Here is a 17770-nt window from a genome sequence, read left to right on the forward strand (position 1 = left end):
TGTGTTCGAAGCCGGATTGGTTTTTATCCACCCTCTATTACGATCATAAACACCTGGAGCAACATAGATAATCTTAGCGTCTGCTTGTTGTAGTGCTTTTGAAAAAGATTTGAAAGCTGTTGCCGATGTTAGCCCATCGTTTGTATCAATTCCCGTGTTAGCATCAACATAGTAAGCTTTACCGACAGCTGGCACAAACTTTTCAATATCAAAATTCACGTTATATCTACCAAATATATCTTTCTTAATCATTATCGGTGGGTTTTTCCAAGGGAATTTCGCTGGAGGTGGAATAACACCAGGTCTTTCATCTGTTTTCTTTGATTGTTCAGTAACATTTCCGGATAAAATCCCAATTTGATTAGTAAGTTGAACCGTCGCTTCTTTTGCTTCTGTTGCTACCTTTTCAGATTCAATTAAAGCTGGTACATTTACATCTTTTAATACTTTACCAGTCTCCAAAATTTTATCAAATACTTGAAACTCATTAGTTGATTCTATACTTTCATTTGCAGAAAATGACGAACGCACTTCAAAACTAAAATCATATGTGTTTATCCGCTTTTTCACTCCATTTTCTTCACGTTCAATGGATATCTCTCCATACACCTTTCCAGCTTGTATAAGTGTTTGAGTAGTCAATAAAACATTAATTTTACCTTTTGCTTTGTCTATTACTTCAATTTGTTTATCTTGAAATACTACTTTTTGATCAGGTTTCTTAAAATACACAATAATCTTATCTGAATCAAGCAACGTGAATTCTTTCCCACCATTAGCGATGTTGATATTTAATTCCGAAGTGTTCAAGCTATTTTGAGAAAATTTAATATCAGTATGATTCGTTTCCTTTTGTATATCTACAGTGATTTCAAACATTTGTTTCATGAACTACACTCCTTTCAAATAAAAAAAGACCCATACTATGGTCTTAGTTTCTAATAATGTTATTTATTTGTGCGAATTCACGCTGCAATAGCTTTCTTACATCCAAACGTGTTGTTCCAAATGTTACTTTTAACTCCCGTTTGTTGTTCTGATACACCTCTTCCACATCTGTAACCCTAGCATCCATTTGAACACCGATTTCATCATCTTCACATGTTACGATATCCCCAAGTGTCCAATCTTTTTCATATTCCATCCCGGGTTTTTCGGTCACATAAGAAACAAATGAAACAATCTTACTAAATTCATTTTCTAATTTTTGTTTCCCACGATCTTTTAGCATTTTTACAATTTCAGATTCAGGTTTCTCTTGCTTATCTTCAGTTTGATTACTTATATCTCGAGCATCAATAAAGACTTCTTTACGAGCAAGTCCAGTTGCTACTTCTGTATATGTCTCAACAATTCGTCTATCCTCACCTTCACCCTGTCCACCAACATACGCTGTGTTTTTATAACTGGATGTATCTTTTTCAAATTCTCGTTTTAATACATTTTCTAAACTTGTTGCAAAAACAACGGGTGGATATGTTTGTTGGTTCCTAGTTAGATTTTTTCCTGCTTGTACATCGAACACAAATTGTCTTGCGTGTTCATCTAAATAAACATCCCATCCTAAACCTGAAGCCAAAGAAATTTCTTTTAATTGTTCCGCTAAATTTTTCAAACGGCTCTCAACTTGAAGATAATTACCACGTTTCTGATTTGCTTTTAAAACTAAATTTGGTATCAATCTAGCGGAATCTGTTGGATATACGGCATGTCTATCTACATAATGCTTCATAACAGTTTCTGCCTCAGCATATCTCCTATCGTGAGTTGTATGAGAAGGAGGGAGAATAATCCGATTTCTTAATATCCCTTTGAGTTGATATCCCTTAACGGTTCTTTTATCATTTTCATCAATATGGTAGTTAGTAATGATACCCACACGTTTTTCATCAATTAAAACGAAGTTGTCTTCAAATAATGTAATTGCATATTGTGCATCGTTAGGAATTTTTAACTCGAATGTCCCAACATCTTCCCACACTCTCTTGAAATTCAACGATTCATAATCATTAATTTCTCCGATTTTTTCTAGGTCTGGTGTGTATATAATCATATAAGATTTCTCCTTTCTATACTCCTGCTGGCCTAAAGGAAACAGGACCCATAATCATCGATGCTGTTGTACTGGAAAAAACAGCTGTAAACACTAACATTCCATTCGACTTTAATTCCATAAATTGTGGCTTACCATCAACTGAAGTTGTTGAAAAATATAGATTACCTTCTGGTCTATAACCTTCATCAAGTTGTAATACAGCAATCTGATTTCCGTACATACCACCCCATGCGGACCCTTGCATATGGACCATTCCAAAATCATCTTTCCAATATCGGAATTTCTCATGCGCTCCCCCAATGTATTCAACATAATCTACCCATTGGTTGTAGAATTTTGGTGTTTTTCGAGGCTCTAACTGTTTCTTTGCATACAGTCCAGTCTGCCCTTGTAAATCTCCATATTTTCTTTCGTCAGTAATTTGAGTCACATCAATAAATGATTTCCCTTTTGTTATACGAACCTGTGCAAGGCTAATCTCATAAACAACTCCACCTCCCCACCATATATCATCCTGCTGTAAACTTGGAGGTACTGGAAGTCCTGCTGGTACGCCTTTTTTAACAAGCAATTCCATTTTTCTTGTGGCAAGATTCATTTGTATAACTACTCGATCTATACGATCTAGTGTTGCGTGTGCCGTATCATGAGTAAGTAGGAATGCTTCATCATTTATATACCCCTTACCCATTATCGTTGCGGCTCCAGGGCTTATAATAGTTTGCATGGTATTACCGAAGTAAGGAGAAACTTTTAAATCATTTATATATCCTTTAGAAACCCCGGTCCCAAACCACATATCGAATAATCTTGCGAAATCAGAAGAATTATAATCTTTTCCATCCATAAAAAGTGCATGTTGCGTCATAATACCGTCACCTCATTTTCTATATACCTGCAAAACGCTCTCTAAAACGTATCATTACTGTAGTGCTATCTTTTCCGATATCTGCGCTATAATCTAAAATATTTAACCCTCTTTGAAGTCGAAACTCGTTAAGTCTTACTCCTGGAGCTATCCAGTTGTATGCGTTTATTCTCGTTCCATCACTTTTTATTAGTTCTACTGTGTTATGCCCATATGTTGTATCAATTTCTAACCTCCATCCTGCTGGAACTTCTCTTTCTACCTTTATAGATTGCATGGTTGTTAAATTTGTAATTACTGGGGTCGTACAAGGTCCATAAATTGTAATATGCAATGGTGTTTCAACATCTCCGTCATTTGTTGCAAATTTTTGTTCACCTTTTACCCCAAATTTAACAGTTGGATCAAAAGAAAAAGGAAACCTAAAAGTTGGTTTCCATGAAATCAATGGTATTTCTCTATCCTTTTCATTCTTCCAGTATGGATCAGGTGTATTAATATGGAGTAATCCTTGCTGTAAAATTTTATACTGTTCATCTTCCACACGATACTTTGGTAATGATTCTATAACAATCTCATTTTGAAAAGTTCCGTGCGGTAAAGTGATGGTTAAAATAAATGGACCTAGTTTTGGATTTAATATCCTATTTAAATGTCTGCGATATCCATAAACATCTGCAAGACTTTCTCCCTCAATATAAAATTCTAGTGGATATTGCATCTCCCTCATAGTAACAGCGCCTGTTGTAACACCGTCTTGCATATACCCTTGTGTACGAACTATATCTGCTTCACTTCCAGAAAGGTCGATTGAAACTAGTACATATGGTGGGAATGGTCCGAATTCTACTTTTTCACCTAAACGATTTTCAATCACTACACGTTTTCTCACATCGACCCTCCTAACATGAAAGCAATATCATTAATTGCTTTTTTCTGTTGCCTAATCACTTCAGATGTATCTTGATTATAAAAATGATTTACGATTTGTGCTGGCTGCCTTGTTGGTTTATCCTGATTATTGTTGCTCTGTCTATATTGAACAACATTCGGGTTATCGGATAATACTTTTCTCCATCCAGACAGATTACCCAAATCATTGATTGAAAGACCTTCAAAACGCTCCATTTGACGCCCGATTTCCGATACCATCTTGCGCATACTCTCAGGAATGTGTGTTATCCAATCGTTTTGCCAATCTCCATCTTCAAAAATTGCATTAAAATACTTTGTTAGTGGATCATCACCTTTAAAACTAAATATTTCTTCTGGTTTAATAGAACGAATACCATCCATAGCATCCGATACTGTATCTTGCAAAGCATCTCGTACTACAGAATATTGGCTTTTAATTCCTGTAGCAATACCTTGCGCCATACGAACCCCGGCAAACGTCATGCTATTTGAATTACTATTCAATTGTAATTCATTTACAAGGGCCTTATTTGCTTTCAGTGCCAGCGAGCGACTTTCTTTTTCAGCCATTGGAGTCGACTTTTGAATACCCACTGCAAATCCTTCTCCAAACGGTAAACCACCTTTATCTCTTACAAGTCTCGATGGTGAATTTACATTAAGTGTAGCGGTTAATGCATTGAATGCGGCGCTAGCTAATGATGCCGCTTTCGCTCTAACTTGACCAAAAGCTCCATCCATACCATATGCAAATCCTTGTGCGAAAGCTAGTCCCACTGAATTCGCGATAATAGAACCAAGTCCACTTAAACCTCCACCAGCAACATTCGCACCACTTCCTTGTGCTGCCCCACGCTTCGACCCTAAATCATCAACAAACTTATTACCCGCTTTTGAACCGCCACCGCCATCAGTCGCATTACCCAGAGTACCTTCGACACCTTGTTTTACATTTGTGGCTGCACCAACTACACTACTTCTATTTCCGTTAATCATACGTTGCATGATATTAGTTGAGGCCGCGCCACCATTTCCATCTGTTGTGCTCCCTAAAGTCACCTGTACACCTTGTTTTACTCCTGCGGCCGCTCCATTTACACTTCCTTGATTGTTTGCAATCGCATTTCGCATCATAGAAGTGGAATTATTACCACCGTTATTATCCGTTGTACTTCCTAATTGTTGCTCTACACCTTGTTTAATCCCACTTGCTTCTCCAACGATGCCAGGCTTATTTTGAGACATAAATTGTCGCATAAGCAATGTGGACATCGCTCCGCCATTTCCATCTGTGGTTGAACCAAGTGTTTGTTCTACACCTTGCTTAACTTCGCTAGCTGCTTGAACAGGTTGACCGCCATTTTGACGAATACCATCGGCTGTTGTTTGAGATATATTTGCGCCTTGCTGCGTTGTATCAACATTTGTTTTTTGTACAACCATTTGTCTAATAACTTCAAGTGCCTGATCAATATTAAATTGACCATTCTGCATACCTTGAACAAGAGATGAAATTGTTACTTGCCCGTTTGGACCAAGATCATATTTTGTTTTATCTTCAATACTGACACCAAGTTGTTTTAATATATCTTGGATACTAACAAATCCCATTTCCATGCCTGTTTTTAAGGTAGACATGATTTTTGTTCCGTCTTTAGATAAATCAGTGGCCGTTAATTTAGATAAATGCTGTTGGAAGAAAATAAACACAGCGTCAATACCCACTGTGCCTTCTTTTAAACCTTGTACAAATTGTGTTGTCGTCATCTTTCCAAGTGGGCCCAAATCAATCTCTAGATTTTTCTTAAGATCGATATTTAATTTAGCCGCAATATCCGTAACATTTAGTTGCTTTAAACCTTCCGCGAAAGAAGTCATTACTTTAATACCTTCTGCCGTTAATGGCTTACTTCCCATTTCAACACGCATAGTATTAATAAGAGCAATCGCTACATCTTGAATTTTATATTTACCTGTTTTGATTCCTTCCACAAATTCGTCTACTTTTACAACGCCTTTTTCACCTAAATTAACAGCTTTTGTACCGTCTTCTAGTGCATAAGCGATATCACTACCAATTTGTACAGCTTTATCGCGAGTCGATTGAAATAGACTTTCATACACACTATTAGAGTTAGCTATGAGTGATTCTCCATATGTTTTTACTTCGTCAGCACTCTTTTTGCGTAAATCAGATTCTTTAGCTGCTCGATCTTGAAGACGTTTGAAAAGATTTTCGTTTTTACTCTCAATTATTTCAGAGTTCTTAACATACTCCCCAAACCCTCGACCTTGGATTGTAATCCTTTCTTGCTCAGCTTTTGTAATACCAGTTGTTAAATCCATCTCAACGCCTTTAGATTTCAATACTTCTTGCGCTTGTTGAAGTTGTTGTTTATACCCTTCTGTTAAGAGAATGGATTGTTCTGAGTATTTCTTATTAATTTGAGCAATAGCAACTTTTTGTCCTTCTGCATCCGCTATTTTCGTTTTTGCAAACTCGATTTCTTTCTGTCTTGCTTTATCTAAATCATTACTTAAATTCGTGTATTCTTTCCCTAAATCTTTAACTTTATTTTGAATGGTTTCAACAGAAGTATTTTTGTTGAAATTATCCATTGCTTTGCCTATTTTTTGAATCTCATCTACACTCTTAGCTGCTGATTTTCCAACTTCAGCATCAATAGATTTTAAGGCTGCTAAGAATACAGATTTATCCGCTGCACTCATTTTGTAAATCTGTCCATTATACTGTGTAAGTAGGCTTTGGATTTTTTCGTTAGCCTTAATTACAGCTTCTTCTTGTGCGCGGAATACTTCCATTTGATCATTAACGATTTTCTCTTTTGCTCTTAATACAGCTGAATCTGTTTCCCCAGCAAACCAACTATCCAAATGAGCTTGGAACTTACCTTTATCTTTATTAATCGCTTGAATCGCTTCGTCTGCTAATTTACCAAATTCATCATGTGCTCGTTGTACGGCTTCTTTTGCTTTTTCGCCCGTCATAGTTGGTATTTCATCTAGAGTTTTAAAAGCTTTCTCTTTCAGGTTTACATATCCTTCAAGAGCTTTTTTCGTCCCTTCACTTACACCATCACCAAATCTACGACTATCTTCTTCTGCTTTTTGTGCCTTTTTACCAGCTTCCGCAAAGGCAAAACCTAACGCACCAAGTCCAATTACAACCCCACCTATTGTCGCAACAATTGGATTCGCGATAATTGCACCGATACCAAAAGAAAGTAGCCCAAGCGCACTCACAACACCCATAACCGCTGGTGCTAATAATAATGCTGTACCGTATACTTTTTTGGAGCTATCATCCAACCCATTAAACCAATCAGCTACACCTTTAATTGATTCTTTTAATTCAGGTATTGCCTGTTTGGCGATATCTAAAATAACTTTACCAAGTGGCTCTAAAGCAATTTGTAGTTCTCTCGTTACGGATTTCCATTGCTTTGCACTTGTATCATAACCGTCAACCATTTTATCCATTGCACCACTATAATTTCCTAAACCAGTTTCCATATTGTTTAGAGATAACATAGTAGTTGCTTCGAGATCTTCCCATTTCGTCCCGAAAAGCGAAACTCCAAGCTGGTTAACTTTGATTTGGTCGTCACTTGTTTTTAATTCATTTAATACGGCATTAAAGACGTCTTTTACTGTACCTTTACCCTTTAAGAACTCTTGCCATACTTTCTGTGTTCCTTTTGACATTTCTCCCATTGCGTCTGAAGTAGATTTTGAACCATCCTTCACACGAATTTGGAACTCTTTCATTACGTCATTCACATAGTCGAGATTGTATGCACCATTTTGACTACCATTAATTAAAATGGTGAACATTTCTTCAGCGCTAAATCCCATTTCGTGGAACAAGGGACCGTATTCACTCAAATTATCAAATAACTCATTAGAATAATTTAATCCTTTGGCGGAACCTTGCGCTAATAAATCAAAAGCTTGTTTACCAGATAAACCAAATCGACCCATTAATTGAGCTGCACCACGAGTTACCTCGTTTACATCAGACTCCATCGTTTCAGCTAAAATTTCACTATCACGGGTTACTTGTTTTAATGTTTCATCATCATTAATATCTTTGATATTACGCTTTACTTTAACTAAAGAATCGCTGACACTAGCTAAATCTTCACCATAACCTTCTCTCCACACTTCTTTTGCTACTGCGCTGACTTTTAAGCTCTCTTCCCTCGTTAATCCTAAACCAGCTTGTACTTTCTTATTTGCTTCTTCAAATTGAGACGCATTAACCACTAATGCTCCGACACCTGCCGCTACACCAACTGCGGCTGCTCCAAATCCTTGACTAATTCTTGAGCCAGTATCTTGCATTGTGTTTCCAACTTCGTTCATGCGTTCTCGCAATCTTCCAGAAATATTACCTAACTGTTCCATTCTTTCTTGTGTATCGCCTAATTCATTCCTATAACGATGTAATGCTGCTGAAGCATTATTAAAAGCTGTATCATTTCGAGAAACTTGAGCCGTTAATCGTTGTAAAGCTTGTGTACCTTGCTTGTATTCTTGTTGCAATTGATTGTATTGAGTTTGTAGGTCTTTTGTTTCTTGCGCATTCTTTCCGTATGCCTGCGTACTTTGCTGTATCTCTCGTTCCAACTGTTGCATAGATGTAGCTAATTGCTCGCATTTTTGGCGCATTTCTTGCTGTTTTTGTTGAGATGTCCTTAAAGCTTGCTCATAATGCTTCATCTTTTGCGTTTGCGCGTCTATTTTTTGATTTAAATGATTTGCTTTATTCTCCAGTTGATCCATCTCAGAACCAACACCACGCAACTGTTCTGAAGTATTTCGGAATTCCGCATCGATTCTTTTCAAACTTCTATTAATGCCTGCGATTCCATTTTCAAACTGATCTGTATCCAACCGGACGCGACCGCCGATTGTATTATCACCTAGTGCCATTCAATTCTCACCTACCTTTATAACCATGCGGGAGCTTGGTTTGCTGTAGTCACTCGATTTACTTTTTCCTTTTTCGCTAAACAGGTAAAGTAAAACGCAATATCCATTTCATTGATTTGATTTTGTGTCATTCCTGCATCCATTAATAAGTTATAAATGTTGATTACGATGTCTTGGTATTTGAATTTCTTTTCTTCGGATTCATTTCTAGTTGTTTCATTAACTTTTTTTTCGCATCATCAATCGTTCCCATTACTTTAAGTGCATCATTTAAACGCCCCATAATTGTTAAACAAATAGAATGAATCGTAAGACTTAAAAACCACACATGAGTGCCATCAACAAACTCCTGTGCCGTAAACTGATTTCCATATATACGGGCTACGAAATGAGCCGCTCTTTCAATTGTTTCTTTTGGTACAAGATCTGCTTGTAATTCATCTGCTAATGTGGAAGCTTCAAAAGTAGCTGATCCAGGAATAAACTGTGGTAAATAATAATCTTTTGTACCTTCTTCGTTTTGTAACGTGATTTTCATAAATAATTTCCTCCTAGAAATAAAATAGGGACAGCGTTAGCCATCCCTGAAAATACTTTTATTAAGCTCCTAATGCTACAGGTGGTGTTGGAACTGCTTTAAACCAGTTCGCTGCAACCGCTGCATCAAAACCAACTTCTTCTTCATCTAATCGGTGTCTCCAATTCCCATCAGCACGTTGGATTGCTTTCCCTTTAATTTTTGCACTTTGGAATGTCGGTTTATCTTCTGCTGTTTTATGTTCGTCACTTGGAAGTTCAAATTTCATTTTGTAATAACATACAAATAGATTTTTCCCGTTGTCGTATGGCAAACGATATAATAATGCTACATAAGGCGCTACATCATTTGTATTATCAACAACTTGTCCCTTTATAACTTTTTTACCTAATAACTCTGCATACACAGTTAAAGGTAATGTATCAACTTCTAATTCAATTTCTGTTCCGCCAAATGCACTAGCTGTTGCTGCTGGTCCACCTTCAGCATAAAACGTTACTGATTCTGCTTTAGGAGAAGCCTTTCCACTAACTGTTTTACCGATTCGTTTTGGTGTTCCGTAATTGAATTTACCATCTGGTGTTTCTGTTAAAAGCGCGTAATGCAAATCTCTAAAATCAATTGTCATTGCCATATTTCATTTTCCTCCTTAATTCATGATTTCCGTTACAAAACGAAAACCATATCGATAAATTTTTGTATCCATTTCATAATCTGGATAGGTACTTAAACGCTGAAAAGACAGCTTTTTCATAGCTGCCTGAACTGCGTTTTTTAATTGTGTTTTAATTGGTGACATTGACCAGATATCTACTTGATATATAATCTGTGAAGTTTTTTCCTCATTCTCTGCATATAATCCTGGAGATGTATTTAATTCGGAAAAGGTAATCCATATAGGCGTATTGTCATTACCTTTTACAAATTGATATATGAATTGGCCACCTAGCTCAGAGGTAATGACTGCATCTTTACGTAATATATCGAATACGTCTTTATTAAAATTCCTCATCGCCCTGTAACCCTACGCATAAACTCTCTTTCCATTGCTTTCAACACCTCTTTTTCACTCTGAATCAGTGTTTTTTCTGCAAATCCTTTATGTGGTGGATTAGGATTTTTGCTTGTTCCCCAGTTCTGAAACTTCATGTAGAAGTGGGCCGTTCGATCTGTCTTATCCCATCCTATGTTAATGAAATAAGCTCCGCCTTTTTTAACGATTTTACCTTCTTCGATAGCATTTTTAGCGTGTTTCCCATCCCACCACGGTTGCTTGGGTGTCGGTTTATTTGGTTTAGGTCCCTCTGGAGAGCTAATCTCTAACTTTTGTTTAAATACTCCAGCACCCGCTTTTAATGCTTCTTTTGTGATTTTAGGTACGTCTTGACCTAAATTCTCTAATTCACGAATCCATTCTTCTATTCCAAAGATCTCTAACTCTGCCAATTGGATCGCTCCTCACAGATTAAACACATGTCTTTGTGCTTTTCATCGATATCGATTACTGATTTAATTTCGAATAATTTACCTCGATACCGTACACGCATATCAGAATGAACTCCTTTCCGATATGGAATCGTAAAGTTTATTAACTTAATAACAAACTCTGCATTTCCCTTAAAGATTTCAGAATTAAATCCTGAACCTACAGGAGTTTCAGCCTTTGCCCACGCTTTAGAAAAAACTTCCCAACCTGCCGGGAGTGCGTTTCCTTCCTCGTCTTTTCTTTCGGTTTTATGTTCAATCACAATTCTTTTGTCCCTTTTCCCCGGGTTCATACCGTTTCCTCGCTTAATTGAAGCTGTAATACCATACTTTTAATGGTGTAACGCACTTTTTCATCAGCTTGACCTGAAAGATCACGATTGTCGTACCAATTCGTGACTAAAACCAAAGCAATTTTTTGTGACTGCTTTCGGTTTTCTTCAGTGGCATTATAATGCTTACCCACCGCTTTTTTTACATAAATTTCAGCATTATCGATTAAAAGACCTAAAATATCGTCTTCTTCTGTATCCTCTTCTTCTAATCTCAGCCACTTTTTAGCCAAATTTAAATCTAACAGCATGAAACCCCTCCTTATAAGAGGGGAATAGCCCCTCTACTATTAAACAAACGTGATTTCGCCAGTAACAATCGCTTTTTTATCAACAGCTTTTACATCTAAGCGCTCACGTACCTTCATACCAACTAAATCTTTGCCCCACAGGTCTAATGCTTGCTCTGAGAACTCGATGAATAAAGCCTCTCTATCAAAGATAGTAATAGCCTCTTTAAAATCACCAAAATATAATGGTGTTGTCTTCTTCACCGCATCTGTTTTTAATGTTTTATTACTAACAACACGAATTGGATATTTACCAAATAACAGCTTTTGTGTTGTCATTGTTGGGTTTGGTTGAAGAATATATTTACCATCCGTATCTTTTAATTTATCAAGATAATTAAAAGCATCTTGATTCATGATCGCACTTGATGTTGGCTCAATACCTGGATCAAGCTTCACATTAAAAATATCCTTTAAATCGTCAACTGTTTTAACCGCTACCTTTGTGGCACTGAAATTATCGGTTAAAGCTTTTAAAATTAAAGCATTACGAGTAGCTTTAGATTTTTTAAATGTCCATTTTTTAATGTAAGCTTGAATATTTTCTGCCGTATCTGCAAGTAATTCTTTTGAAAACTTCAAGATACCACCTTTTTTCTTAACGCTATATTGAATATCTTCAAACTTCGGTGCTTCCAACAATGGAAAATCTGCTGCCTCATCCACATTGTCAAACGGGATATATTCTGCCTCTACTTCAATAACTCTAGATCCAGTTAATGTAGAAACAGACTCAACATTTACGTAATTTTCAAGTGCATCTGGACCACTACGACGTAATTCTTTAATAGCTGTACGAATATCTTTTGGTACAGTTAAACCGCCATCAGATGGCACACCTTCAGTCATAGTAGTTGCATTCAATACCTCTTTTTCGTCCTCAGATAGTTTATGTTTTCCTACAGCTGCTTTCATTGCATTAACAAACGCCTCATTAGGCTGTACTGTATTTGCTTGTGGTTGAGGAATTGGGTCATTTGGAATATTATTTACTTCTTCTTCATACAAAGCTGAAGCGATATCGAACTCCTTCTGTAAATCCTTAATTTCATTTGTAAGTTGCTCCGCTTCTTCCAGCTTTTTTTGAGCTAAAAGTTCTCGTGCTGCTGCTTTCTTATTTTGAATCTTAGCTAACAATTCTCTTAATTCTTTTGGCATTTTGCTTCCTCCTTAAAATTGAGCAATAAAAAAAGAGTTAGATCAAATCTATCTCTCTCAGCAATTTATTAATTTTTTCTTGTTCAGCATTTCGAGGTGATTCATTCTTCGGTTCTTTAAAAGCTTTCGGTGTATTCTTATACTCATTAAAGAGATTACTTGTACAAGCTACCGCTGTATTTTCTGCTACTACTTCAATATTGAAATACTCACTTGCTTTCAGACCATTTAACCACGTCTCATTTTGTACCATTTCTCTTATTTCTTCGATGTCTACGCCTTCTTTTAGATTATCCTTATATACATTGATAATCCCTTCTTCAATTGCGTCTAAATCATCCGCCATTTTTCTAAAATCATTCGCATTACCATATGTGCCATTCCAAGGTTTATGGATCATCAAGTATGCATTCGATGGAACTATCAACTTATCTCCAGCAAATGCAATCACTGAAGCAATCGAACCCCCAAGCCCATCAATGTGAACTGTTTTATAGCCTTCATGACGTTTAATCATATTATAGATGGCCATCCCTGCAAAAACAGATCCTCCACCACTGTTAATATAGATATTTAAGTCTTTCCCTTTAACACCATCGAGGATATTCCTTACATTCTCAGGGTATTGATCTTCATCTTCCCAAGCACCCCACCAAGAAGAGACAATGTCACCATAAAAATAAAGGGATGGTGTATCCTCAGTTTGGTTTTTAATCTGCAACCAATCCACCTTCATCACCTCCTTTCTGAACTGATACTAGTGGAACATAGTTTCCATTACACATTAATTCATCTCCACCTTCTTTACGTGGCAAATCTACAAATTCTCGCGCTTCATTAGGTGTGTAAATGGCGTTGTTCACCCCTTTTGAGAGTCCTTCCATTTGTATCGCAAAATCAGCACGTAAAATGCCATTAACATTAAATTTACAGCAATAACCACTTTGGAATTCATCAGTAAGAAGGAGTTTATAACTCATTTCTTCCTCATAATGTTTCAAAATATATAAAAGGGTATCTACGTAAAATGAACGCTGCTGCGTTTCAACATTTGCATAGTTACCCTTATCATAGTTATTTACTTGTGCCGGCTTAATCCCAAAAGCTCCGGCCACTTGAAGTGCCGTGTACTTATTGATTTCTAAGAATTGAGCATCAGCCATATTCACATTCAACGGTGTAAGTTGAAATCCTAATGGAAGAGGAACTATTCTTCCCGCGTTTTTCAATCCATTACTAAACTCTTCAATCTTTGCTGACATTTTCCTTGCTTTTTCCTGATCTAAATCACCAGTATACTGTACAACTGCTTTCCCCATTAAACCATTCGAAAAATAGTTACTAAGATACAAAGCCCCACTTTGTATGTTTTCAATTGAGACTTTTAATATATCCTTTACAGCTAAACCGGTAATTCCATCTAACGATAATGATGTTTTAAAATGCATGATCTGATCAAAACGAAATCTATATTGCTTACCGGATTTATTATCTCCCCAGATATACCAAATAGCGTTTTCTTTTTGGAAAGCTCCTGCATTATCAATCCATATTTGCACTTGTTCACTTGGTAAAATCCATAAATCCTTTACTTTCGTCTTATCTGTATTGATATAGACATATGCATTACCATAATGGTTTTTATTCGCTTCAACTGTGGACCAAAAAGTGCTTGATGTCATGTATGGATTAGGTCGCATTTTTAAAAGTGTATATAAACTATGATCTGTCGCCTTCTCAAGTCCTTTGTTTGTATCCTTATACAATTTCAAAGGTAATTTCCCTACACTTTCAGACAGTAACCTCAAACAAGTAAAATAAGTAATCTCACTTAATTTATTTTTATTTACACTTCCAATATCAATGCCTAACATCTTTAAAAACTCGTCTGAGTCTAAGGCTACAGAGTTCTGAACTTTCTTAGGTTTAATTTTGTCGAGCCATTTCCACATGTATTCACCTCCTTTACCAACCCCATGTATTAAGATTCTCATCCGTAACATATTGACTCAGATTTAATCCTACTTCACCTTTCATTGCCATCTTGTGTGCATCGATAACAGCATCAATTGGGTCAATTCTTTTTTCTTTTAAGTGCTTATCAATTTTGATTTCACCGAAACTATTTGATACTGTTTTGGCGTTTGCTACACTCCATGTTAACAATTTATTTTTACGATTGTATTGAACATTCTCCGCTTCAACTTCCAATCTAAAATCAATTGTAGCATCGTTTAAATTCTTCGCGGATTGAACAATCATAATGCTGTTCCAACCAAGCTCTTCAAGATCACTTAAAAAGGCATCTGCATTATGCGGATCGTAGGCTATTACATTTACAATCAAGTCATAATCTTCTACAATCCGTTTTAAATAAGCAATTATATATTTATAATCCGTTTTAATGCCCCCTAGCGTCTCTGTAACGGTTAACAATCCATCTCTAACCCAAATATCATATGGAGCGTTATCCGTCTTTATATGCTCCGCCACACGATTTTTAGGGATAAAACTGTGCGAATGAACAAAGTAATTCCTCTCTTCTTCTTTTAAATATGGGAAGACAGCCCCTAAACTCGTTAAATCACCGCCACTAGATAAATCGAGACCTATATAACACTCTTTCCCTCTAAAATCCTCTAAATCCAAATCTGAAGCGCATTTTTTCCAGTGCTCCATGTTCATATATTGGTTGTCTGTAAATTGCACCCAAATATTTAAATGCTTTGTAAGGAAATTACGAAGTTCACTTCCACCCCTACGTTTTGCTGCGCTTGCCATTGTTTCTAGGGTTTCAATTCCTTCTTCATCTCTTGCTACTAACGGATTTGCCTTTATCCAATTACTTGAATCCCAAATATCATCATCTTTATCCAATTGAGCAATGTATACAAACTGTTTTTCGTCTTCGTATACACCTTCAAGAAGTCTACAACAGTCCTCATATAACTCATAGCAAGGGCTATTTAAATCAAATCCTGCTGTTGTGATAACTGATATTAGGCATTCTTTTAATTTTGTTGTTCCACCCTCCAATAATTTATACATTTGATTTGTAGGGTGTTTATGATATTCGTCCACAATACCAAGATAAGAACGGAATCCATCAATACTTTCCGTATCTCTTCCAAGAGCACGAACAACTCCGTTTGTTACTAGTGCTTCAATGGTATTCTTATATTCTTTCACCTTGAAACATTCACTTAAATCTTCATCGGTTTCAATGAACTTAATCATTTCTTTGAGAACTATATTTGCTTGGTCCTGTTTCGTAGCTGTACAGTATACTTGAGCATAATTATAGCCATCAAAATTACTATAATATGTCCCTAATACACCATTCATCATGGATTTACCATTTTGTCTGCCCACTTGAACATAGCTACTTCTAAATCTACGATAACCCGTTTCTTTATGGACCCAACCATGCAATGATCCGAAAATAAACGCTTGGAATTCCGCTAAGATAAGTGGTGATATCTCTTCACCTTCACCTATCATTAAAGTTTCAGCATACTCAAGTAACCGGTCTGCCTTTTCTTCATCGAAATAATAAACAAACGGCGCTAATTTACTTTTTTCTAAATCATCTAAGTGCCTTTGGCAAGCTAACTTAACGTACTTCCCTGCAATTTCTCGACCTTCTAATACATCAAGAGCATACTGTGTGACTCTATTCATATAACAAACCTACATAAACTTATTAAATTTATTTTTAGGCTTTTCATCGTTTTCTTTTGGAACTACTAATCTACATCTTGATGTAATTGTTAGGCCTAAATCACTGGAAGCTTGTCTACATTGCTTAAAAAGTTTGTCTTGATTTATAAGTAAGTCTGAATAAACATCATTTGATACGGTGTATGTTCTTTCAGATATGATGTTACCTTCCGGATCTTTTTTTACATCCACCACTTCTTCTAACGGACTAAGTTCAAGCATAGCATTTGTAATTTCCACATACATTTTCCTCGCTATTAAAAACCGCGCCAAAGCATCAATATCAAGGTTGGACATGATTTCAATCCTGATTAGTTCATCAGATATTTTTTTAAAGTCTCTTCTTAAATCTTTTGGCAAATAAGAAGGTGCCCTGATTTTATCACTAGGCGCCTTAATTTCTTTTGATTTACGATTTTCAATTTCTGCTTTTGTTAAATGCTTTTTTCCCTTTAGTACAACTAAATCAACAGGTTCTCTCGGTCTAGCCATTCACCTTCCTCCTTTCGGAATTTTCATTTAGGGAGTTTTCGCGAAAAAAAAGACCACCCGGCGACTCGTCGCCCTCCTTGAAAAGTTTTCAACCTCCCCCTACCCTATCAAGCTTCTTAACTTCTTCTGTATATTGAACTTCTCCGTTCTAACGTCATACAGCTTATGAACTTTCTGGTGGCATTTCTCACATAGCGAAATTAAATTACTTCTTACTAAAGCTAATCGATTATTTTCTTCTAAAGGAATAATATGATGTACTGTGTTCATTGGTTTAACCTTGTTCTCACTCCAACACAGTTGACACAATCCATTGTCTCTATCCTTTATGCCTGCTCTAGTTATCAGCCAAGGCTTTGAGCTATAGAACTTCTGGTTGTCCGTATCTGTTCGCTTCGCCTTGTAATCTCTGTGTCTTTGCTTCCTTCGTTCTTCAGCAATAACAGTACATGCCTCACACATACCTTGTTCCATTGATACAGTCTTACCACATTTGCATATCTTAAGTAACATGTTCTTTCACCTTGGCAAGCAAACCATTATAAGCAAGTTCCTTATATTCATCAAAACCTAATGTTAATGTACCAGTTAATATATTGTTTCTTTTGGTCAATGTATAACTCACAGTAACTACACTCTGTTCGTTATACTGATATCCATTACAATATGTTGTAATGGATTCAAAGGATATGTTACTAATATCAATATCCATTCGCCTTAAACCTCCTCCAAAATAAAAAGCACCCGAATGGATGCTTTAAGATTAATTATTTATTTACATTTTAATTACGGTATGTGAAGTTTTATTCTTCTCTCAGCTAACGAGCACGACAGACACTGACACTATCAGTCCATCTACCTAGGATGTTGTTAGCTCAAAGAAGAGCAAAAGCTCTCCCTAATCGTGGTAGCATTTAATCGTTACCATCTGCTGGTTTCGGATTTTTAATCCTGCCACAT

18 protein-coding genes are annotated in these 17770 nt (G+C 36.4%); all 18 read right to left on the bottom strand.

Annotated features, from left to right (window positions below; all coding sequences use genetic code 11):
* Positions 1 to 888 (bottom strand): BppU family phage baseplate upper protein (locus tag ACTFR9_RS11765; RefSeq protein ID WP_440048975.1); only part of this gene is annotated, 888 nt, incomplete at its 3' end.
* A gap of 43 nt (positions 889 to 931) precedes the next feature.
* Entirely contained in the window at positions 932 to 2053 is a 1122-nt protein-coding gene (locus ACTFR9_RS11770; RefSeq protein ID WP_076855608.1) for a siphovirus ReqiPepy6 Gp37-like family protein, read from the bottom strand.
* A gap of 16 nt (positions 2054 to 2069) precedes the next feature.
* Positions 2070 to 2924: a hypothetical protein gene (locus ACTFR9_RS11775; RefSeq protein WP_073540821.1), complete on the bottom strand. Its 855-nt coding sequence runs from the start codon at positions 2922 to 2924 to the stop codon at positions 2070 to 2072.
* 19 nt (positions 2925 to 2943) lie between these two features.
* Positions 2944 to 3816 carry a phage distal tail protein gene (locus tag ACTFR9_RS11780; protein WP_088339411.1) on the bottom strand — a complete coding sequence of 291 codons (873 nt, stop codon included), beginning with the start codon at positions 3814 to 3816 and terminating at the stop codon, positions 2944 to 2946.
* Positions 3813 to 8795, bottom strand: coding sequence for a phage tail tape measure protein (locus ACTFR9_RS11785; RefSeq protein ID WP_440048976.1), 4983 nt, complete (start codon positions 8793 to 8795; stop codon positions 3813 to 3815). The genes ACTFR9_RS11780 and ACTFR9_RS11785 overlap by 4 nt, the downstream gene beginning before the upstream one ends.
* A 163-nt stretch (positions 8796 to 8958) precedes the next feature.
* Positions 8959 to 9333 carry a phage tail assembly chaperone G gene (gpG, locus tag ACTFR9_RS11790; RefSeq protein ID WP_000705185.1) on the bottom strand — a complete coding sequence of 125 codons (375 nt, stop codon included), beginning with the start codon at positions 9331 to 9333 and terminating at the stop codon, positions 8959 to 8961.
* A gap of 61 nt (positions 9334 to 9394) precedes the next feature.
* Entirely contained in the window at positions 9395 to 9967 is a 573-nt protein-coding gene (locus ACTFR9_RS11795; RefSeq protein WP_100632297.1) for a major tail protein, read from the bottom strand.
* 15 nt (positions 9968 to 9982) lie between these two features.
* Positions 9983 to 10345 carry a tail completion protein gp17 gene (gene gp17 / locus ACTFR9_RS11800; RefSeq protein ID WP_001243514.1) on the bottom strand — a complete coding sequence of 121 codons (363 nt, stop codon included), beginning with the start codon at positions 10343 to 10345 and terminating at the stop codon, positions 9983 to 9985.
* Positions 10342 to 10779 (bottom strand): HK97-gp10 family putative phage morphogenesis protein, encoded by a 438-nt coding sequence (locus tag ACTFR9_RS11805; protein ID WP_000818811.1) that lies wholly within the window; start codon positions 10777 to 10779, stop codon positions 10342 to 10344. The genes gp17 and ACTFR9_RS11805 overlap by 4 nt, the downstream gene beginning before the upstream one ends.
* The gene (locus ACTFR9_RS11810) at positions 10767 to 11111 is read right to left on the bottom strand and encodes a phage head closure protein (RefSeq protein WP_001068033.1); all 345 of its coding nucleotides are present in this window, start codon (positions 11109 to 11111) and stop codon (positions 10767 to 10769) included. Before ACTFR9_RS11810 ends, ACTFR9_RS11805 begins: the two co-directional genes overlap by 13 nt.
* Positions 11108 to 11401 carry a head-tail connector protein gene (locus tag ACTFR9_RS11815; protein WP_000923266.1) on the bottom strand — a complete coding sequence of 98 codons (294 nt, stop codon included), beginning with the start codon at positions 11399 to 11401 and terminating at the stop codon, positions 11108 to 11110. Before ACTFR9_RS11815 ends, ACTFR9_RS11810 begins: the two co-directional genes overlap by 4 nt.
* Before the next feature lie 39 nt (positions 11402 to 11440).
* Complete coding sequence (locus ACTFR9_RS11820) at positions 11441 to 12598, bottom strand: phage major capsid protein (protein ID WP_001123700.1); 1158 nt, start codon at positions 12596 to 12598, stop codon at positions 11441 to 11443.
* A gap of 37 nt (positions 12599 to 12635) precedes the next feature.
* Entirely contained in the window at positions 12636 to 13334 is a 699-nt protein-coding gene (locus tag ACTFR9_RS11825) for a head maturation protease, ClpP-related (protein WP_014297962.1), read from the bottom strand.
* On the bottom strand, positions 13309 to 14550 hold the full coding sequence (locus ACTFR9_RS11830; RefSeq protein ID WP_440048977.1) for a phage portal protein: 1242 nt from the start codon (positions 14548 to 14550) through the stop codon (positions 13309 to 13311). Before ACTFR9_RS11830 ends, ACTFR9_RS11825 begins: the two co-directional genes overlap by 26 nt.
* A gap of 13 nt (positions 14551 to 14563) precedes the next feature.
* Positions 14564 to 16279, bottom strand: a complete 1716-nt coding sequence (locus tag ACTFR9_RS11835) for a terminase large subunit (protein WP_440048978.1) — start codon at positions 16277 to 16279, stop codon at positions 14564 to 14566.
* A 9-nt stretch (positions 16280 to 16288) separates the two neighbouring features.
* Positions 16289 to 16810: a phage terminase small subunit P27 family gene (locus tag ACTFR9_RS11840; protein WP_098946775.1), complete on the bottom strand. Its 522-nt coding sequence runs from the start codon at positions 16808 to 16810 to the stop codon at positions 16289 to 16291.
* A gap of 99 nt (positions 16811 to 16909) precedes the next feature.
* Complete coding sequence (locus ACTFR9_RS11845) at positions 16910 to 17323, bottom strand: HNH endonuclease (protein ID WP_046940560.1); 414 nt, start codon at positions 17321 to 17323, stop codon at positions 16910 to 16912.
* Positions 17313 to 17522: a hypothetical protein gene (locus ACTFR9_RS11850; protein ID WP_163258362.1), complete on the bottom strand. Its 210-nt coding sequence runs from the start codon at positions 17520 to 17522 to the stop codon at positions 17313 to 17315. Before ACTFR9_RS11850 ends, ACTFR9_RS11845 begins: the two co-directional genes overlap by 11 nt.
* Positions 17523 to 17770: the final 248 nt, after the last annotated feature.

It is taken from the genome of Bacillus cereus group sp. MYBK222-1 (genome assembly GCF_051916425.1).
Classification (GTDB): domain Bacteria; phylum Bacillota; class Bacilli; order Bacillales; family Bacillaceae_G; genus Bacillus_A; species Bacillus_A paranthracis.

Bases quoted from the DNA above. Each gene is read 5' to 3' on its own strand.
- ACTFR9_RS11770 (WP_076855608.1), bottom strand. From the start codon at position 2,053: ATGATTATATACACACCAGACCTAGAAAAAATCGGAGAAATTAATGAT.
- ACTFR9_RS11775 (WP_073540821.1), bottom strand. From the start codon at position 2,924: ATGACGCAACATGCACTTTTTATGGATGGAAAAGATTATAATTCTTCT.
- ACTFR9_RS11785 (WP_440048976.1), bottom strand. From the start codon at position 8,795: ATGGCACTAGGTGATAATACAATCGGCGGTCGCGTCCGGTTGGATACA.
- gpG (WP_000705185.1), bottom strand. From the start codon at position 9,333: ATGAAAATCACGTTACAAAACGAAGAAGGTACAAAAGATTATTATTTA.
- ACTFR9_RS11795 (WP_100632297.1), bottom strand. From the start codon at position 9,967: ATGGCAATGACAATTGATTTTAGAGATTTGCATTACGCGCTTTTAACA.
- gp17 (WP_001243514.1), bottom strand. From the start codon at position 10,345: ATGAGGAATTTTAATAAAGACGTATTCGATATATTACGTAAAGATGCA.
- ACTFR9_RS11810 (WP_001068033.1), bottom strand. From the start codon at position 11,111: ATGAACCCGGGGAAAAGGGACAAAAGAATTGTGATTGAACATAAAACC.
- ACTFR9_RS11815 (WP_000923266.1), bottom strand. From the start codon at position 11,401: ATGCTGTTAGATTTAAATTTGGCTAAAAAGTGGCTGAGATTAGAAGAA.
- ACTFR9_RS11820 (WP_001123700.1), bottom strand. From the start codon at position 12,598: ATGCCAAAAGAATTAAGAGAATTGTTAGCTAAGATTCAAAATAAGAAA.
- ACTFR9_RS11825 (WP_014297962.1), bottom strand. From the start codon at position 13,334: ATGAAGGTGGATTGGTTGCAGATTAAAAACCAAACTGAGGATACACCA.
- ACTFR9_RS11830 (WP_440048977.1), bottom strand. From the start codon at position 14,550: ATGTGGAAATGGCTCGACAAAATTAAACCTAAGAAAGTTCAGAACTCT.
- ACTFR9_RS11835 (WP_440048978.1), bottom strand. From the start codon at position 16,279: ATGAATAGAGTCACACAGTATGCTCTTGATGTATTAGAAGGTCGAGAA.
- ACTFR9_RS11840 (WP_098946775.1), bottom strand. From the start codon at position 16,810: ATGGCTAGACCGAGAGAACCTGTTGATTTAGTTGTACTAAAGGGAAAA.
- ACTFR9_RS11845 (WP_046940560.1), bottom strand. From the start codon at position 17,323: ATGTTACTTAAGATATGCAAATGTGGTAAGACTGTATCAATGGAACAA.
- ACTFR9_RS11850 (WP_163258362.1), bottom strand. From the start codon at position 17,522: ATGGATATTGATATTAGTAACATATCCTTTGAATCCATTACAACATAT.